The following is a 17325-nucleotide window of genomic DNA, read 5'->3' on the forward strand; positions in this document are numbered from 1 at the left end:
CTCCTAGTCGGCCAGCGCGGGCTGGCGGTCGAGCGGCTTGGCCTCGGGCTCCGGCTCGTGGTCGGGGACGAGCGTCTCGACCTCGCGGACGTTGCGGCTGAGGAAGCCCGCGACGCCGACGCCCGCGCCGAGCACGCCGACGACCACGAACAGCAGCCCGATGCCCGAGCCCGGTCCGGTGCCGACGAGCCAGCCGAACGTGTCGGCGAGTGCCGTGTCCCCGCGCATAGCGGGTTCGAGCACCTTGTCCACCAGCGGGCCGGCGGCCGCGAAGCCGATCGGGACCGAGAGGTTCTCGAAGAAGTTGCGGGCGGCGAACACGCGGCCCTGCACCGCCGGGTCGACCTTCTCCTGCCAGATGGTCTGCGCGAGACCGTCGATGAACGGGATGGTCAGCTCGACGAAGAACATCGCCGCGGCCCACGCGATGAGGCCGTCGCCGACGCCGTAGAGGATGCGGCCGACGATGCTGAACACCAGGATCGCGCCGAGCACCACGAGCATCTTGCGGCGCGGCGGCCTCATGAACGCGAGCAGCGTGCCGCCCAGGACGCCGCCGACCGCGCCGATGCTCTGCACCAGGCCGAGCGTGCCCTCGTCGCCCAGGGTGCGGGCGAGCACCAGCGGCACGATCAGCGCCCACGCCAGCGCCGCGAGGAGGCTGATGGAGAACAGGACGATCTGCACGGCGAGCAGCGGCGGGCGTTCGACGATGTAGCGGAACCCGAACACGCAGTCCTGCCAGAAGGTGCTCTTCTCCCGGTCCTGGCCGGGCACAGGAGGGATCGTCACCACGAGCACGGTGATGATCGCGACGACGTACGTGAGCCCGTCGATGAACAGGATCAGCTTGATGCCGGTCAGGCCGAGCAGGGTGGCGGCGAACGCCGGCGCGAAGATCACCGGGAAGCTCTTGACCGACCACATCATCGCGTTGGCGCGGAGGAACTTCCCCTTCTCCATCATCAGCGCGATGGTGGCGCCGAACGCCGGCCCCTGGATCGCGAGCAACGCGCCGGTCAGCACGTTGACGAGGTAGAGGTGCCACAGCTGCGTCGAGTCCGTAAGGAACAACGCGAGCAGGATGAACGTGACGGCGATCGACCCGATCTCGGAGATGATGATCGAGACCTTGCGGTCCAGCCGGTCGATCAGGCTGCCCGCGAGTGGGCTGAACAGCACGGTCGAACCGAAGCCGCAGAACATCATCAGCGCCATCGACGTGGCCGAGCCGGTGTGCTGCCACACCCAGATGCTGAGCGCGAAGTTCGTCATGCGGGTGCCGAGCGCGGACAGCAGCTGTCCTACCCACATGATCGTGAACGCGCCGAATCCCGAAGGCTTGGGCATTACCTCATCCTGTTCTGGTCCACGAGCTGACGGAGCAGCCCTTCGATTTCGCCGAGCATCCGGCGCGCGGTCTCCGGCAGGTACATCTCGGTGCCGTAGTTCATCTCGATGCGGATCCGGCCGTCGACGAGCGAGCCGACGACGTCGATCCGGCCCGGCCACTCGGTCCCCTTGTCCTGCAGGACACCGAGTTCGGACTGGCACAGCTCGAACAGCTCGTCCGCGCTGGAGAGGTCGGTGAACCCGAAGGCGCCCGCGTAGTTGACGGTGAGCTGCGGGTTCGGCGTCTCCAGGCGCTGCCGGACGGCGGGATCCGGGTGGTTGTAGCGGAGCAGGCCGTAGCCGATGCCGTTGACGGGCACCTGCTTCAGCTGGTCGGCAAGTGAGGCGATCGCTGCCGTGTCGCCCGTCTCGGGCAGGGTGAGCCGGACCGGGTACATGACCTGGAACCAGCCGACCGTGCGGGACAGGTCGAGGCCGTCGAACAGCGCCTCGCGGCCGTGCCCGGTGGTCGCGATCGTCCACTCCGGACCGCCGAAGCGGTCCGAGGCCATCCGCACGGACGCCCACACCACCAGGTCGCTGACACCGACGTGGTGCGCCTTGGCCAGCTCACGCAGGCGTGTGGTGGTCTCGGCGTCGATCGTCGTGTGGATGTCCTGCATGACGCCGAACGTGTTGCGGCCGGGCAGGTCGGGCGTCATGTCCTCGCTGCCGGGCGCCTGCCGCTCCCAGTACTCCAGCTCCTGCAGGGGCTTCGGGCCGCGGGCGTACTCGTCGATCCTGCGCGCCCAGTCACGGAACGACGTGGTCTTCGGCCCGAGGTCGACGCACCGGCCGGCGAGGACCTGCCGCAGCGCGTTCTGGAAGTCCTCCAGGATCAGGCTGCGCGAGACGCCGTCGGTGACCAGGTGGTGGCAGATCAGCATCACGCGGTCGGGCTCGTGTCCACCGAGTCCGAAGTGGACGACCTTGGCCAGCGGGCCGTCCGCGACGTCCAGCGTCGGGTGCACCTCGTTCAGGTGGGCCTCGATCGCCTTCTCGCGGTCGGCGGCGTCCGACACGTCGAACGACACGAACGGCATCGCGCCGTCGACCGGGCCGTGCGAGGCGTGCCAGTCGTTGCCCTCGCGGCGGAACCGCAGGCGCATCCCGTCGTGGTGGGCGACCAACGCGTTCGTCGCGCGCTCCAGCTGGTCCGGCGTCGCCGGCACGCGCAGGCGCAGGTAGTAGGGGTGGTTGAAGTGGGCGGGCGCGACCATCGACGTCGCGAGCGCCTCGAAGAACCAGCGCTGCGCACCCGTGGCCGGGAAGTCGCCCTCCACCGGTCCCTGGTCGACGACCTGCTCCGGTGAGTCCGCGACCAGCAGCGCGGCGATCGTGCGCTTGGCGGTGAGCTGGGCGGGGGTGAACCTGATGCCGGCCTGGTTCGCGAGCCACACCACCTGGATGGCGGTCATCGAGTCGCCGCCGAGCGCGAAGAAGTCGTCGTGCGCGCCGACCTCGTCGACCTTGAGCACCTCGCGCCACACGGCCGCAAGCGCTTGCTGCTCCTCGGACATCGGCACGCGCAGCAGCTCCGCGATCGTGCGCTTGGCCGTGAGCTGGGCGGGCGTGAACTTGATCCCCGCCTGGTTCGCGAGCCACACCACCTGGATGGCGGTCATCGAGTCGCCGCCCAGCTCGAAGAAGTCGTCGTGGACGCCGATCTCGTGCACCTTCAGGACGTCCTGCCAGACGGCCGCGAGCTCGCGTTCGTCGTCGGTGCGCGGCAGTTCCTTCGCCTGCTGCTCCTCCGGCAGCTCACTCAGCAGCCGGGCGAGCTCGGTGCCCAGCACGACGTCATGGTCGCCCTGCTCGGTCAGCAGATCGATGACCTTCAGGGTCGGGAACCGTCGGGCGAGCCGGTCGGCGGCGTGGCCGAACACGCCGGGCCACGGCTTCTCGACGCGCTCGGACGTGGCCAGCACGGCCAGTTCCCCGCCGGTGCGCTCGGTCCATCGCTCGATCGCGGTGCCGAGCCGGTCGAACGCCAGCTCGAACGCGGCGACGCCACCGTCGAACAGGTCCTCCCAGCGCAGCACCAACGCGGTAGTCCCGCCGCCGAACCCGGCCGCGGGGTCCAGGAGCGGACGCAGCACCTGTCCGGGCGCCGTCGTGCTGACGGCGAGCGGCAGGTCCAGCCGGTCGAGCCACGAGGTCAGCACCGGCAGCACGCCGTCGAGCGGCCGCGAGGACGCGACGCCCATCGTCTGGCGGTCCACAGTGGACGACTCGACCACGATCCGGGTGTCGGGCGCCTCGACCAGGTCGGTGAGCTGCGCGACGAACGAGTCGAGCAGGTCGCCGGCGCCGTCGGTGCCGAACAGGTCGGCGCTGTACTCGAGCGTCGCGGCCAACTCGCCGTGCTCGGTGGTGAGCGTGAGGAACAGGTCGAAGTCGAGGCTCGTGACCGGCACCTCCAATGGCTCCAGCTCCAGCCCCGGCCAGTTCACGGCCTCGTCGGGCAGGTCCGCGTAGTTGAACGCGCACTGGTAGACCGGGTGCCGCCCCTTCTGCCGCGGCAGCACGTGGGCGACGCTGGAGAACGGCACGTCACCGTGCTGGTAGCCGTCGACCATCGCGCGGTGCACCCGCTGCACGACCTGCCGGAACGTGAGGCGGCCGGCCAGGTCCACGCGGATCGGCAGCAGGTCGGTGAAGCAGCCGACGAGGTGCTCGACCTCGGGCCGCGGCCTGCCCTGCTGGGGCACGCTCAGCACGACGTCCGGCTGCGCGCTGCGGCGGTAGAGCACCACCGCGTACGCCGCGAGCAGCGTGGCGAACGGTGTGCTGCCCTCCGCACGTGCCAGGTCCTTCAGCGCCGCCGACACCCGGTCCGGCACGACGGACGACGTGCGCCGGGTCTCGTTGCGCTCGGGGCGTTCCGCGGGCACCTCCAGCTGCGACGGCGCGTCGGCCAGGTAGGTGCGCCAGTGCTCCTCGTGCGGGGCGAGCGCCTCGTCGGTGAGCAGGTCCTGTTGCCACGCCGCGTAGTCCGCGTACTGGACCGTCAGTTCCGGCAGGTCACCGGCCCGGTAGCCGGCGGACAGCTCGCCGAGCAGCACGCCCCACGACGTGTTGTCGCAGACGATGTGGTGCATGCCGAGCAACAGGTGGTGCTCCTGCGCGGCCGTACGCACCAGCCGGACGCGCAGCAGCGGCCCGTGCTCCAGGTCGTAGACGTGGGTGGTGTGCTCGACCAGGAACTCCTCCGGCGAGCCGACGGCTTCGGGCAGCCAGCAGTCCATGTCGGGGTGCACGACCATGACCGGCCGGCCGTCCTGCTCGGTGAACGTCGTGCGCAGGATCTCGTGCCGTCGCACGACGTTCGCGACCGCGGCGCGCAATGCCGGCACGTCCAGCGAGCCGCGCAGCGCCACCGCGAACGTGGTGTTCATGCGCGTGGTGGTGGGGTCGAGCTGGGTCGCGGCCCACATGCGCTGCTGGATGGCCGACAGCGCGAGGGGTTCGGTGCGGGAGACCGGCGACAGCGGATGCCCGGTCTCCTGCGGCTCCTCGACGAGTTCGGCGAGCGCCTCGACGGTCGGGTGGGTGAACAGCGCGTGCAGCGAGACGTCGACGCCGAACTCCGCGAACACCTTGGACAGCAGCTGCGTCGCGAGCAGCGAGTGGCCGCCCAGCGCGAAGAAGTCGTGCGTGACACCGACCTCGTCGAGCTTGAGCACCTCCCGCCACACCCGTGCGAGCCGTTCCTCGGTTGTCGTGCGCGGGGCCACCGGAGGGGTGTCGATCGCGACGGCGCGGACGGCCGGCGCCGCGCGGTCCGCGAGCGACGCCGGGTCGCCCAGCGCGGTCTCCAGCAGGTGCAGGCGGTGTGCACCGGGGTGCAGCCTGCGGGTCAGCAGGATCGCGAGCGCCGCGAACATCTCCTGCGTGTACGGGACGTGGCCGAGCTTGTCGGCCTGCGGGTCGAAGGTGGCGCCGACCGGCAGTGCCTTCGCCCAGTCCGCGAACCACGTGGCGTGCACGCCGTCGACCGAGTCCGCGAGCACCGCGAGCCGGTCGTCGAGGTGGCCGAACGACTGCTCGGACGGGCACACCACGAGGTGCAGCGGCGCGGCCGACCGCTGCCGGTAGGCCGTGACCGCGTTCTCCAGGTCCTGCCAGTTCGCCTCGACCGCGTCGCCGTGCCGCGTCCAGTCCTCCCAGCGCAGCAGCACGACGTCGGCCAGCCTGCCGGCGTCGCCCTTGAGCAGGTGCTGGACGATCTGCTGGTACGGCGCGAGTTCCACGTCCACGGGCAGCCGCAGCACGCCGTTGAGCACGTCCAGCGGTGCGCGGACGGGGTCGGCGGTGAACGTGGCGGCGATCGAGATCCGGTCCCGGCGCGGGAGCTCGCCCGCGGTGAGGCCGGTGAGCACGGCGAGGAACCGCTCTCCCAGCTCGCCGACGGTCTCGTCGAGGTAGAGGTCGGCGTTGTAGCCGATGACGCCGCGCAGCTCACCGTCCACTCGGGACAGCACGACGAACAGGTCGAAGTCGGTCAGCCCGTTGTCGACCTCGAACGGGCGGAACTCGACACCGGCCGCCGTGCGGGGAGCCGAGGCCTCGGTGAGGCTCAGCATGGCCTGGAACAGCGGGTTCTGGCTCGGGTCGCGCGGCGGGTCGACCGCCTCCACCACCCGTGCGTACGGCGCGTCCTGGTGGGCGTAGGCCTCGCTGATCGCGCGGTGGGTGCCGCGGATCGTCTCGTCGGCGTCGTCCCGGACGTCCACCCGCAGCACCAGCATGTTCGCCAGCGAGCCGATCAGGTGCTCCAGCGCGGGTCGGCCGCGGCCGCTCACCGGCATGCCGAGCAGCACCCGGTCCTGGCCGATCAGCGCCGCGAACCCGCTGAGCACCACGGCGTTCAGCGACACACCGAGCTGCTGGGCGCGGGCCGCGAGCTTCTCGGTCAGCTCGCGGGGCACGACGAAGTGCCGCCGGCCGCCGGTGTGCGTCTGGACCGCCGGGCGCGGCAGGTCGGACGGCACGGTGGAGCGCGCCGGGCTGTCCGCGAGCCTGTCCCGCCAGTACGCGAGGTGCTCGTCCATCACCTCGGCGGTGAGCCTGCGGCGTTCGGCGGCGGCGTGCCGGCCGAACGACGTGGTCAGCTCGGGCAGCGTCTCTCCGCCGTAGAAGGCGGCGAGGTCGGCGCCGAACACCTCGGCCGACGCGGCGTCGAACACGATGTGGTGCGCGGTCACCAGCAGGAGGTGCTTCTCCGGCCCGAGCACGACGAGCCGGAACGCCACCAGCGGTCCCGCGCTGAGGTCGAACGCGTACCGGGCGTGGTCTTGTGCGACTTCCTCGGCCCGTTTGGGGTTTTCGCTCAGGTCCGTGACCTCGATGGCGATGGACACGTTGTCACGTACTCGTTGGCGCAGCTCGCCGTCGCGCTCGAAGAACGTGGTGCGCAGGGCGGAGTGCCGGTCCACGACCCGGCCGACGGCCAGTTCGAGGGCGGTGCGGTCGAGCGGCCCGGTGAGCTCCAGCCCGAACGGGATGGCGTAGGCGGGGTTGCCGGGGTCGAGGCGGTCGAGGAACCAGAGCTGCTCCTGGGTGAACGACACCGGCTGCGACCGGTCGGCGTTGCGCAGGCGCAGCGCGAGGAGCTGTCTCTGCTCCTCGGTCAGTGAGCTGGTCAGGTGGTCTGTCATGACTGGGAGATCTCCTGGGCGTCCCGCTCGCGGTCCAGTTCGGCCCGCAGCTCTTCCGGTGACATGTCGCGGATCTCGGCGAGCAGCCGGGCGAACTCGTCGTCCTGCTCGGGCTCGTCGCCGCGCAGCGCGTCGATCCGCGCGGCGAGCTTGCGCGGCGTCGGCGCCTCGAAGATCGCGCCCGCGGGCAGCGTGACCTGGAGCTCCGCCGTGATCCGCGCGAGGATCTGGTTGGCCAGCAGCGAATGCCCGCCGAGCTCGAAGTAGTCGTCGTCCGGCCCGATGCGCGCGATGCCGAGCAGCTCCTGCCAGATGCCGGTGACCAGCCCGAGATCACCCTGCGGCAGCACGACCTCGGCCGGCTGCGGCAGCACCTCGACGACCTCGATCGGCCGCGGCGCCGTGCCGGGCAGGTCGACCCAGTGGCGGGCGCGCTCGAACGGGTAACCGGGCAGCGGAACCCTGCGCCGCCGCTCGTCCGCGGTGAGCGCGCCCAGGTCGACCGGCACGCCGGCGATCCACATCCTGCCCGCCGCGGCCAGCATCGTGTCGAGGTCGTGCTTGTCCTCGCGCGGGTGCCGCAACGACCCGAATGCCGCGCCGCCCTTGAGGTCGTGCTGGCGTGCCAACGTCGTGAGGACGTTGCCCGGCCCGACCTCCAGCACCGTCACCGGCTCGGCGACCAGCGTCGTCAGCCCCTCGCTGAACCGCACGGCCGCACGGGCGTGCCGGGCCCAGTACCGGGGGTCGGTCGCCTCCTCCGTCGTGATCCAGGTGCCGGACACGTTGGAGATGAACGGGATCCGCGGCGTACGAGGCCCGATCCGCTCGACCAACGCGGTGAACTCGTCGAGAATCGGGTCGATCATCGCCGAGTGGAACGCGTGCGAGGTGTGCAGCCGCCGACCGGCGACGGTCTGCTCGAAGCGCTCGATCGCCTCGAACGTGCCGGCGACCGTGCTGAGGTTCGGCGCGTTGCTCGCCGCGAGGGACACGTCCGCCGGCAGGTCCAGCTGGTCGGCACCCAGCGGCACGGACAGCATGGCGCCACCGGGCAACGCACTCATGAGCGCGCCACGTGCCGTGACGAGCTCGAGCGCGTCCGGCAGCGAGAACACCCCGGCCAGGCACGCGGCCACGTATTCGCCGACGCTGTGCCCAAGCATCGCGCTCGGCCGCACACCCCAGTGCTCCCAGAGCTTCGCGAGCGAGTACTCGACGGCGAAGAGGGCGGGCTGGGTGAACTCGGTGCGGGTCAGGCGGTCGGTGTCGGCGAGGACCTCGTGCAGGTCGAACGGGAGGAGGGCGGCGCACTCGTCGAGGGCGGCCTTGAAGACCGGTTCCTCGGCGGTGAGGTGGGCGGCCATGCCGGCGTACTGCGAGCCTTGGCCTGGGAAGAGGAAGACGACGTCGCGCCGGTCGCCGGAGCCGGTCCACACCTCGGCGAGCGAGGTGTTGGTGGGCGCGGTGGTGGCGCTGGTGGTGAGGCCAGCGGCGGCGGTGATGGTGGCGCGGCCGGTGGCGGTGGCAGTGGTGGCGGCGGTCGGGGTGGCGGTGCCAACAGCGGCCTCGGGTGCCGAACCCTCCCCACCTCCGCCCACCACCGCGGCCAACCGGTGCCGCAGCACCTTCCGCCCCGTCCGCAGCGTGTACGACACGTCCGCCAACTCCAGGCCGCCCACCGCAAGCCGCGCGGCCAGCCGCTCCCGGCTCTCCTCCAACGCCCCCTCACTCCCGGCCGACAGCACCACCAGGTGCCGAGACCGGGTCGGCGGCATCGGTTCGGGCGACGGCGGTTCCTCCAGCACGGCGTGCGCGTTGGTGCCGCCCATGCCGAACCCGCTGACCCCGGCCCGCCGCGGCCCCTCCAACGGCCACGGCGCCGCCTCGCGGTTGACGAAGAACGGGCTGTCCGGAAGCCCCGTCTCGGGGTTCGGGGCGGTGAAGTACGGGCTGGGCGGTACGACGCCCTCCCGCACGGTGAGCGCGGCCTTCACGAACCCGGCGACACCGGCCGCCGCGTCCAGGTGGCCGATCAGCGCCTTGACCGACCCCAGAGCGCAGGCCTGCGGTGGGTGGACGAATGCCTGCTTCAGCGCGGCCACCTCGATCGGGTCGCCCAGCGGGGTGGCGGTGCCGTGCGCCTCGACGTAGCCGATCGTGGAGGAGTCCACTTCGGACAGGTCGTGCGCGGCCCTGATGACCCGTGCCTGGCCGGTGACGCTCGGCGCGGTGAAGCCGACCTTGCTCGCGCCGTCGTTGTTCACGGCGGTGCCCTTGATCACCGCGTGGATCGTGTCGCCGTCGGCGAGGGCGTCCTCCAGGCGGCGCAGCACCACGGCGGCGACGCCGTTGCCCGCGACCACGCCGTGCGCGTCCGCGTCGAAGGGCAGACAGCGGCCGTCGGCGGCGAGGATGCCGCCTTCGGTGTGCTGGTAGCCCTCGTGCACCGGCGGCCGGATCGAGACGCCGCCTGCCAGGGCGATGTCGCAGTCGTGGCCCAGCAGCGCCTGGCACGCCACGTGGATCGTCACCAGCGACGACGAGCACGCCGTCTGCACGGTGATCGCGGGGCCGGTCAGGTCGAGGTGGTAGGCGACGCGGCTGGCGAGCGTGTCCTTGTCGTTGGCCAGCAACAGGTCGAGCGGGTGCAGGCCGCCCGGTACGGCGGGGTTGTTCCACAGGTGGCGCAGCAGGTACGTGTCGACGCTCGCCGAGGCGTAGACGCCGATCTCCCGCCCGCCGCCGAGGTGGCCCGCGTGCTCCAGGGCGTGCCAGGCGCACTCCAGGAAGACGCGCTGCTGCGGGTCCAGCACGGCCGCGTCGCGCGGGCTGTAGCCGAAGAGCTTGGCGTCGAAGAACTCGATGCCGGGCAGCGCGCCACCCATCGGTACGAAACCCGGCTCGGCGCGTCGTTCCGCGGACACGCCCGCCGCGTCCATCTCCTCGTCGGTGAAGCGGCGCACGCCGACCTCGCCCGCGAGCACCTGCTCCCAGAACTCGTCCACTGTGGATGATCCCGGGAAGCGGCCGGCCATGCCGACGACCGCGATCTCCAGTCCGGTGTACTCCGTCACGACTTCCTCCCCCGAGCCAGCAATGCCTTCCTGCCACCAGCGGACCGCGTCTCCACCGCGCCACCGCCGTCGAAGTGGGCGGCGAGCGCCCGCACCGTCGGGTAGGTGAAGAGCGTCACCGTCGGCACCTCCCGAGCGAACAGCTCCGCGAGCCGGCTGCGCGCCTTGACCAGCAGCACCGAGTTGCCGCCGAGGTCGAAGAAGTTGTCGTCGGCGCCGACGCGGTCCATCCGCAGCACCTCGCGCCAGACGTCGGAGATCGTCCGCTCGGTCTGGTTGCCCGCGGGCACCACGACCCGTTCGGAACGCACCGACTCCGGCTTCGGCAACGCGCGGTGGTCGAGCTTCCCGTTGGGGTTGCGCGGGATCGTCTGCACCGCGACGAACGCCGACGGCACCATGTACTCGGGCAGCCCGCGCCGCAGCGAGGAACGCAGCTCCGCGGCGTCGATCTCGCAGCCGTCGGCGGCCACCGCGTAGGCGACCAGCCGCACGTCACCCGGCACGTCCTCGCGGGCGATCACGACCGCCGCGCGCACCGACGGGTGCGCGCACACCGCCGTCTGGATCTCGCCCAGCTCGATCCGGTAGCCGCGCAGCTTGATCTGGTCGTCCATCCGGCGCAGGAACTCGACCTGCCCGTCCGGCCGGAACCGCGCGAGGTCACCGGTGCGGTACAGCCGCCCACCGCCGAACGGGTCGGCGATGAACCGGTCGGCCGTGAGCTCCGGCCGGTGCAGGTACCCGCGCGCCACCTGCACGCCACCGAGGTGCAGTTCCCCCGGCACGCCGACGGGCAGCGGTTCCCCGTGCGCGTCCAGCACGTAGGCCGTGCTGCCGGTGATCGGGCGTCCGATCGGCAACGGGCTCTCGGTGCCGTCGCACTCCGCGGCGGTGATCCAGATGGACGCCTCGGTGGGTCCGTAGACGTTGATGAACCGCCGGCCCGCCGCCCACGCGGCCGCGACCTCCTCGGGGCACGCCTCTCCGCCCGCCATCAGAGTCCGCAGGCCGGGCACGGAGGCCGGGTCGGTCAGCCGCAGCACGGTCGGCGGCAGGCACGCCACGTCGACGCGCTGGTCGTTGATCGTGCGGGCCAGATCGGGGCCGGGCTGCAGGTCGTGCTGCGCGGCCAGGACGACCGTGGCACCGGACCGCAGCGTCACCATGATGTCGGCGACCGACACGTCGAAGCTGAACGACGCGAACTGCAGCATCCGGTTGCCCGGCCCGATGCCGAGCACGCGCGCCAGCTCGTCCGCGAGGTTCACGACGCCGCGGTGCGGCAGCATGGCGCCCTTGGGTTTGCCGGTCGACCCGGACGTGTAGATCACGTACGCGAGGTCGTCCGGTTCCACGGTCCGCGCGAGCCGTGCAGCGGGCACTCCCGAGAAGTCGGTCTCGTCCAGCGGAAGCGTTGACACGTCGGGGAAGCGCGCGGAGAACGCCGCCAGCGTGACGACCACGCGCAGCCCGGAGTCGGCGACCATGTACGCCAGCCGCTCCGCCGGGTACTCCGGGTCGAGCGGCACGTAGGCGGCGCCGGACTTGAGCACGCCCTGTTGCGCCACCACGAGGTCGAGCGACCGGGGCAGGCTGATGCCGACGAAGTCACCCCGCCCGATGCCGCGAGACCGCAGCAGGTGCGCGAGCCGGTTCGCCCGCTCGTCCAGTTCCCGGTAGGTCAGCTCCTGGTCCTCGAACACCAGCGCCACGGCGTCGGGCGTGCGGTCGGCGGAGGCCTCGGCCAGCTCGTGCACCAGCACGCCGTCGAGCCGCGCGGAGGGCACCGGGTTCCAGTCCTGGAGGAGCTGCGCGCGCTCCGCCGGTGTGATCATGGTCAGGCGGCCGACCGGGCAGGACGGGTCGGTGAGCCCGGAGCCGAGCAGGGTCTCCAGGTGGCCGAGCAGGCGGCGCGCGGTCTCGGGTTCGTACAGCGCGCTGTCGAACTCCAGCAGGCCGGTGATCCCGCCCTCGGTGGACGTGACGCCCAGTTCCAGGTCCCACTTCGCTGTGCCGGAGTGCGCCGGCACGCGGGTGATCTCGACGCCCGGCAACGACAACAGCGAGTGCTGGCCGTCCTCCATGCCGACGATCGTCTGGACGACCGGCTGGTGCGCGGTGCTGCGCGGTGGTGCCAGCGCCTCGACGACCCGTTCGAAGGGCAGCTCCTGGTGCTGCTGCGCGGCCAGCGTCGTGTCGCGGACCTGGTGCAGCAGCTCGAGGAAGCTGACGTCGGCGTCCACGCGGGTCCGCAGGGCGACGGTGTTGACGAAGAAGCCGATGGCGTCCTCGATCTCGGCGCGCCGGTTGCCCACGTTGGTGCCGACCACGATGTCGTCGGCTCCGGAGTACCGGTGCAGCAGCACGTTCCACGCGGTCAGCAGCACCATGAACGGGGTCACGCGCTCGGCGAGGCAGAACGCGTCGAGCTGCTCCTTCAGCGCGACGGGCCAGGCGAACTCGACGGCACCGCCCCGCATCTTCATCACGGCCGGACGCGGGCGGTCGGCCGGCAGCTCCAGCACCGGCGGCACGCCGGCGAGCTGCGAGGTCCAGTACTCCAGCAGCCGCGCGCCTTCGGGACCGTCGAGCCACTCGGTCTGCCAGCGGCTGAAGTCGAGGTACTGCGCAGGGGCGGGTCCGAGGTCGCGGGCCGAGTAGGCGGCCTCCCACTCGGCGAACAGCAGCTGGGTGCTCCAGCCGTCGCAGACGATGTGGTGCATCGACACGAGCAGCAGCGCGTCGGTGGCGTCGAACACCACCAGCTCCGCCCGCAGCAACGGCCCGTCCGCCAACGAGAACGGCTCCCCCGCCACCTCTGCGGCACGTTCGGCCGCAAACGCGTCACGGTCGGCAACGTCCACATGCGACACCACGAGCGAGAACTGCGGCTCCGGCAGGATCACCTGCCGAGGCTCGCCGTCGAGGTCGAGGAACACGGTCCGCAGCACCTCGTGCCGCCGTCCGACCTCCAGCAACGCCTTGCCCAGCGCATCGGCGTCCACGGTGCCGCGCAGCCGGAAGGCGTACGGCACGTTGTAGACGGCGCTGCCGGGGTGCAGCTGGTCGAGCAGCCACAGCCGCCGCTGCCCGGACGACACCGGGTAGACGCCGAAGTCCTCACCCCGTGCGGCGAGCTGGGCGAACACCGCCGCCCGCTTCTCGGGGTCCAGCGCCTTCAAGCGCCGCAACACGTCCTGCACGACTTCCCCTCCAGTCACAGATCGAGCAGGTCGGCGACCGAACGCGAGGCCCTGGCCTCGGAACGGATCACGCCGACGGGTACGGGTGTGGTGTCGCGCAACCGGTCGACCTCGGTCGCGATGCCGGCGACGGTCGGATGGTCGAAGAGCGACCGCATCGGCAGCCGGACACCCAGTTCGCTCTCGACGCGGGCGAGGATCCTCGCCGCCTTCAGCGAGTGGCCGCCGCAGTCGAAGAAGTTGGTGTCGCGCCCGACGGACTCCGCGCCGAGCACCTGGCGCCACAGGTTCGCGACGGCGACCTCGGTGAGCGTGCGCGGCTCGTCGAGCTCCTCGTCCGCGGTGATCTCCGGGTCGGGCAACGCGCGCAGGTCGAGCTTGCCGTTGCGGGTCAACGGCAACGACTCCAGCGGCACCAGCGCGGACGGCACCAGGTAGGCGGGCAGCGCGGCGCGCACGTGCCGCGCCAGTTCGTCGAGCTGCTCGTCGCCCGCCCGCTCCAGCACGACGTACCCGACCAGGCGGACGTCACCGGCGGCGTCCGGGAGCGGTACGACGACGGCCTGGCGCACCAGCCCCGACGAGTGCAGACAGGCCTCGACCTCACCGGGCTCGATCCGGAACCCGCGGATCTTGACCTGGCGGTCGGCCCGGCCGAGGTACTCGAAGGTCCCGTCCGGCAGCAACCGCGCGAGGTCACCGGTCCGGTACAGCCGCGAGCCGGGCTTGCCACCCAGGTGGTCCGGGACGAACTTGTCGGCGGTCAGGGCGGGGTTGCCGACGTAGCCGCGGCCGACGCCGTCACCGCCGATGCACAGCTCGCCCACGGCCATCGGCGGGACCGGCTCCAGGTACTGGTCCAGCACGTAGAGCTGGGTGTTGCTTAACCCGCGCCCCAACGGGATGCGGCCCGGCGCACGCTCGCACTCGTGGCTCGACGCGAAGGTCGTGGTCTCGGTCGGGCCGTAGCCGTTCACGACGTGTCGCGGACCGCCGGGGTGGGCGATGAGCGCGGCGACCGCGTGCTCGTCCGGCTGCTCGCCGCCGAACACGAAGTAGCGCAACCCGGACAGCGCGCCGGGCAACTCACGTGCCACGTGCATCGCGACGGACGTGGTGAGGAACAACGTGTCGATCGCGTTGGCCCGCAACCACTCCCCCAGCGCCGCCGGGTCGAGCGCGACGTCCTTGGGCAGGCCAACCAGACGACCGCCGTTCAGCAGGGCTCCCCAGATCTCGAACGTCGCCGCGTCGAACGTCGTCGTCGAGGCCTGCGCGACCCGGTCACCGGGCGCGAAGTCGACGTAGTTCGTGTCGCGGACCAGCCGGACCACGTTGCGGTGGCTGACGCACACGCCCTTCGGCATACCGGTCGACCCGGACGTGTACATCACGTACGCGAGGTCGTCCGCGACCAGCGTCCGCTGTGGACGGTCGGCCGGGCAGGTGAGGACCATCGCGGACAGGTCGACCAGCTCGACGCCGGACAGCTCGGCGCCGCGATCGGCGACCACGACGGCGGCGGAAGCGTCCTCGCACAACGACTGCAGGCGGTCGAGCGGGTACTCCGGGTCGAGCGGCAGGTAGGCGCCACCGGCCTTCAGCACGGCGATCGCGGCGACGATCCAGTCCACGCCACGGTCCAGCAGGATGCCGACGGGCGTTCCCACGGTGACGCCGAGGGTGCCGAGGTGGGCGGCGAGCCGGTTGGCCCGCTGGTCCAGTTCGGCGTAGGTGAGCCGCACGCCGCCGAAGTCGACGGCGACGTCCGCGGCGAAGCGGTCGACGGTCTGCTCGAACAGCTCGACGAGCGTCGCGTCCGCCGGGTACGCGGTGGCGTTCGCGTTGAGGTCGCGGACAATCCGGCCGCGCTCGTCGCCGGAGAGCAGCGACAGGTTCGACAGCCGCGTGTCCGGCGCGCTGGTGAGCTGCCCGAGCACGGTGGCGAAGCGCTCGGTCAGGTCGACGACGTCGGCGCGCCGGTACAGCGCCGTGCGGAACTTGACCCAGCCGCGCATCTCGCCGCTGCCGGAGTCGGGCAGCTGCAGCTCGAGGTCGTAGAGGCTCTGGTCGCTGGTGCCCTGGACGAACGTGAACACGCACCTGCCGGCGGCCAGCGGACCGGCCAGCGGCGGCGGGGACGCGAAGACGACCTGGAACACCGGGTGCCGGTCGCCGTCCCCGGTCTGCCCGAGCGCGGAGCACACCTCGTGGAACGGCGCGTCGCGGTGGTCGAGCGCGTCCAGCACGGAGCCGCGCACGACGTCCATCACCTCGCCGAACGTCGGGTCCCAGCCGAGGCGCACCCGCAGCGCCAGCATGTTCACGAAGTAGCCGACCAGCTCGTGGGTGTCGGCGTGCTCGCGGCCGGCCGACGGCGAGCCGACCACCACGTCCGACGAGCCGGTCAACCGGTGCAGCAACACGGAGAACGCGCTCAGCAGCACCATGAACGACGATGACCGGTGCGTGCTCGCGGCGCGGCGCACCGCGTTCGCCAGGTCCTCCGGCACGACGAGGGGCAACGACTCGGCGGCGAAGTCCGGCGGAGCGGGACGGGTGCGGATGGCCGGCAGCTCCAGCGGTTCCGGCAGGTCGGCCAGCTCCGTGAGCCAGTGCTCCACGCCGCCGTCGAGCGGCGCGATGTCTCGGTAGGCGACCGCGGGCCGGGGCAGCGCGACGTCTCCTCCGTCGACCGCGGCCTGGTAGCAGCGCGGCAGCTCGTCCTGGATCACGGCGACGGACGCGCCGTCGATCGCGATGTGGTGCACCAGGAGCACGAGCTGGTGGCGGTCGTCCTCCAGGCGCAGCAACACGATCCGCAACGGCAGACCCGAGGTGATGTCGACACGGCGAGCGAGTTCGGCCGCCACCAACGCTTCGGCGCGCGCGGTGCGTTCGGCCGGTGCGAGGTCGCGGAGGTCGCGTGCCGCAATCGACATGTGGGCCTCCAGCGCGACGGACGCCACCAGCGCGTCGCTGTCGAGGCGGTAGCTGGTGCGCAACGGCTCGTGCCGGTCGATCACCGCGTTCAGCGCGGTGGCGAGCGCGTAGGTGTCGAGATCGCCGGTGATCTCCACGTGCACCGGCACGGTGTTGAACGTGACGTCCGGCGCGAGCTGGTCGGAGAACCAGATCTGCTGCTGGCCGCGGGTAGCGGGGAACTGGTCGGTCACTGCACACCTTCCCTGGCCGCGAGCGACCGCACGACGCTCGTCACCGCCGCCGGATCGTCTTTGAGGTAGAAGTGGCCGCCCGGCCGGACCACGAGGTCGAAGCCGGCGACGGTGTGGTGCCGCCAGGCGGCGACGTCGGCCACGGTCGCGAGCGGGTCGTCGGTGCCGGAGAACGCGGTGACCGGCACGTCGACGACGTCGCGCGTGCCGTGGAACCCGGCGCACACCGTCAGGTCGGCGCGCAGCGTCGGCAGGATCAGCGCGAGCATGTCCTGGTGTGCCAACAGGTCCGCGGGGACACCGCCGAGCGTGGTCATCCAGTCGAGCAGGCCCGCGTCGTCGAGCAGGTGGGGTGCGCCGCCGAACGCGAGGTGCGGCGCCTTGGTCGCGGAGACCACGAGGTGTTCGGCCAGCCCGCCCAGGCGCCGGGCCACGTCGAACGCGAGCAGCCCGCCCATGCTGTGGCCGAACAGCACCACCGGTGCCGCGATCTCCGCGCGGATCGCCTCGGCCAGCGGTCCGGTGATCGCCGCGGCCTCGGTGAGCGCGGGTTCGCCGAAACGCCTTTCCCTGCCCGGCAACGCCGCGACCCACAGGTCGACGGACTCGCCCAGCAGGTCCGCCCAGTCCCAGTAGGCCGACGCACCGCCACCGGCGTACGGCAGGCACACCACCCGCAGCGCCGCGCCCGGCCTCGGTTTCGGCCGCGTCAGCCAGCCGCTTCCCCCGTTTTCGTTCACCAGACGAAGCTACGAAGCGGGTCTTAGCGCACCCTTCGGGAAACCTGACGGCTCCCTTATGCCTGTCCCATCAG

6 protein-coding genes are annotated in these 17325 nt (G+C 71.7%); all 6 read right to left on the reverse strand.

What is annotated here, in order from left to right:
- Positions 1-3: 3 nt before the first annotated feature.
- From ABZX02_RS06390 to ABZX02_RS06415, 6 genes are read right to left on the reverse strand one after another with little or no spacing between them, the layout of a single operon-like run.
- On the reverse strand, positions 4-1350 hold the full coding sequence (locus ABZX02_RS06390) for an MFS transporter (protein ID WP_355295418.1): 1347 nt from the start codon (positions 1348-1350) through the stop codon (positions 4-6).
- Positions 1350-7052: a condensation domain-containing protein gene (locus ABZX02_RS06395; protein WP_355295420.1), complete on the reverse strand. Its 5703-nt coding sequence runs from the start codon at positions 7050-7052 to the stop codon at positions 1350-1352. Before ABZX02_RS06395 ends, ABZX02_RS06390 begins: the two co-directional genes overlap by 1 nt.
- Positions 7049-10129, reverse strand: coding sequence for a beta-ketoacyl synthase N-terminal-like domain-containing protein (locus tag ABZX02_RS06400; protein ID WP_355295422.1), 3081 nt, complete (start codon positions 10127-10129; stop codon positions 7049-7051). The genes ABZX02_RS06395 and ABZX02_RS06400 overlap by 4 nt, the downstream gene beginning before the upstream one ends.
- Positions 10126-13353, reverse strand: coding sequence for an amino acid adenylation domain-containing protein (locus ABZX02_RS06405; protein WP_355295424.1), 3228 nt, complete (start codon positions 13351-13353; stop codon positions 10126-10128). The genes ABZX02_RS06400 and ABZX02_RS06405 overlap by 4 nt, the downstream gene beginning before the upstream one ends.
- On the reverse strand, positions 13350-16511 hold the full coding sequence (locus ABZX02_RS06410; RefSeq protein WP_355295426.1) for an amino acid adenylation domain-containing protein: 3162 nt from the start codon (positions 16509-16511) through the stop codon (positions 13350-13352). Before ABZX02_RS06410 ends, ABZX02_RS06405 begins: the two co-directional genes overlap by 4 nt.
- A complete protein-coding gene (locus ABZX02_RS06415; protein WP_355295427.1) occupies positions 16508-17251 on the reverse strand; it encodes an alpha/beta fold hydrolase in 744 nt (247 codons plus the stop codon). The genes ABZX02_RS06410 and ABZX02_RS06415 overlap by 4 nt, the downstream gene beginning before the upstream one ends.
- Between the last annotated feature and the right edge of the window lie 74 nt (positions 17252-17325).

The sequence above is a fragment of the Lentzea sp. NPDC003310 genome, from assembly GCF_040610935.1.
GTDB lineage: Bacteria > Actinomycetota > Actinomycetes > Mycobacteriales > Pseudonocardiaceae > Lentzea.

Bases quoted from the DNA above. Each gene is read 5' to 3' on its own strand.
- ABZX02_RS06395 (WP_355295420.1), bottom strand. From the start codon at position 7,052: ATGACAGACCACCTGACCAGCTCACTGACCGAGGAGCAGAGACAGCTC.
- ABZX02_RS06390 (WP_355295418.1), bottom strand. From the start codon at position 1,350: ATGCCCAAGCCTTCGGGATTCGGCGCGTTCACGATCATGTGGGTAGGA.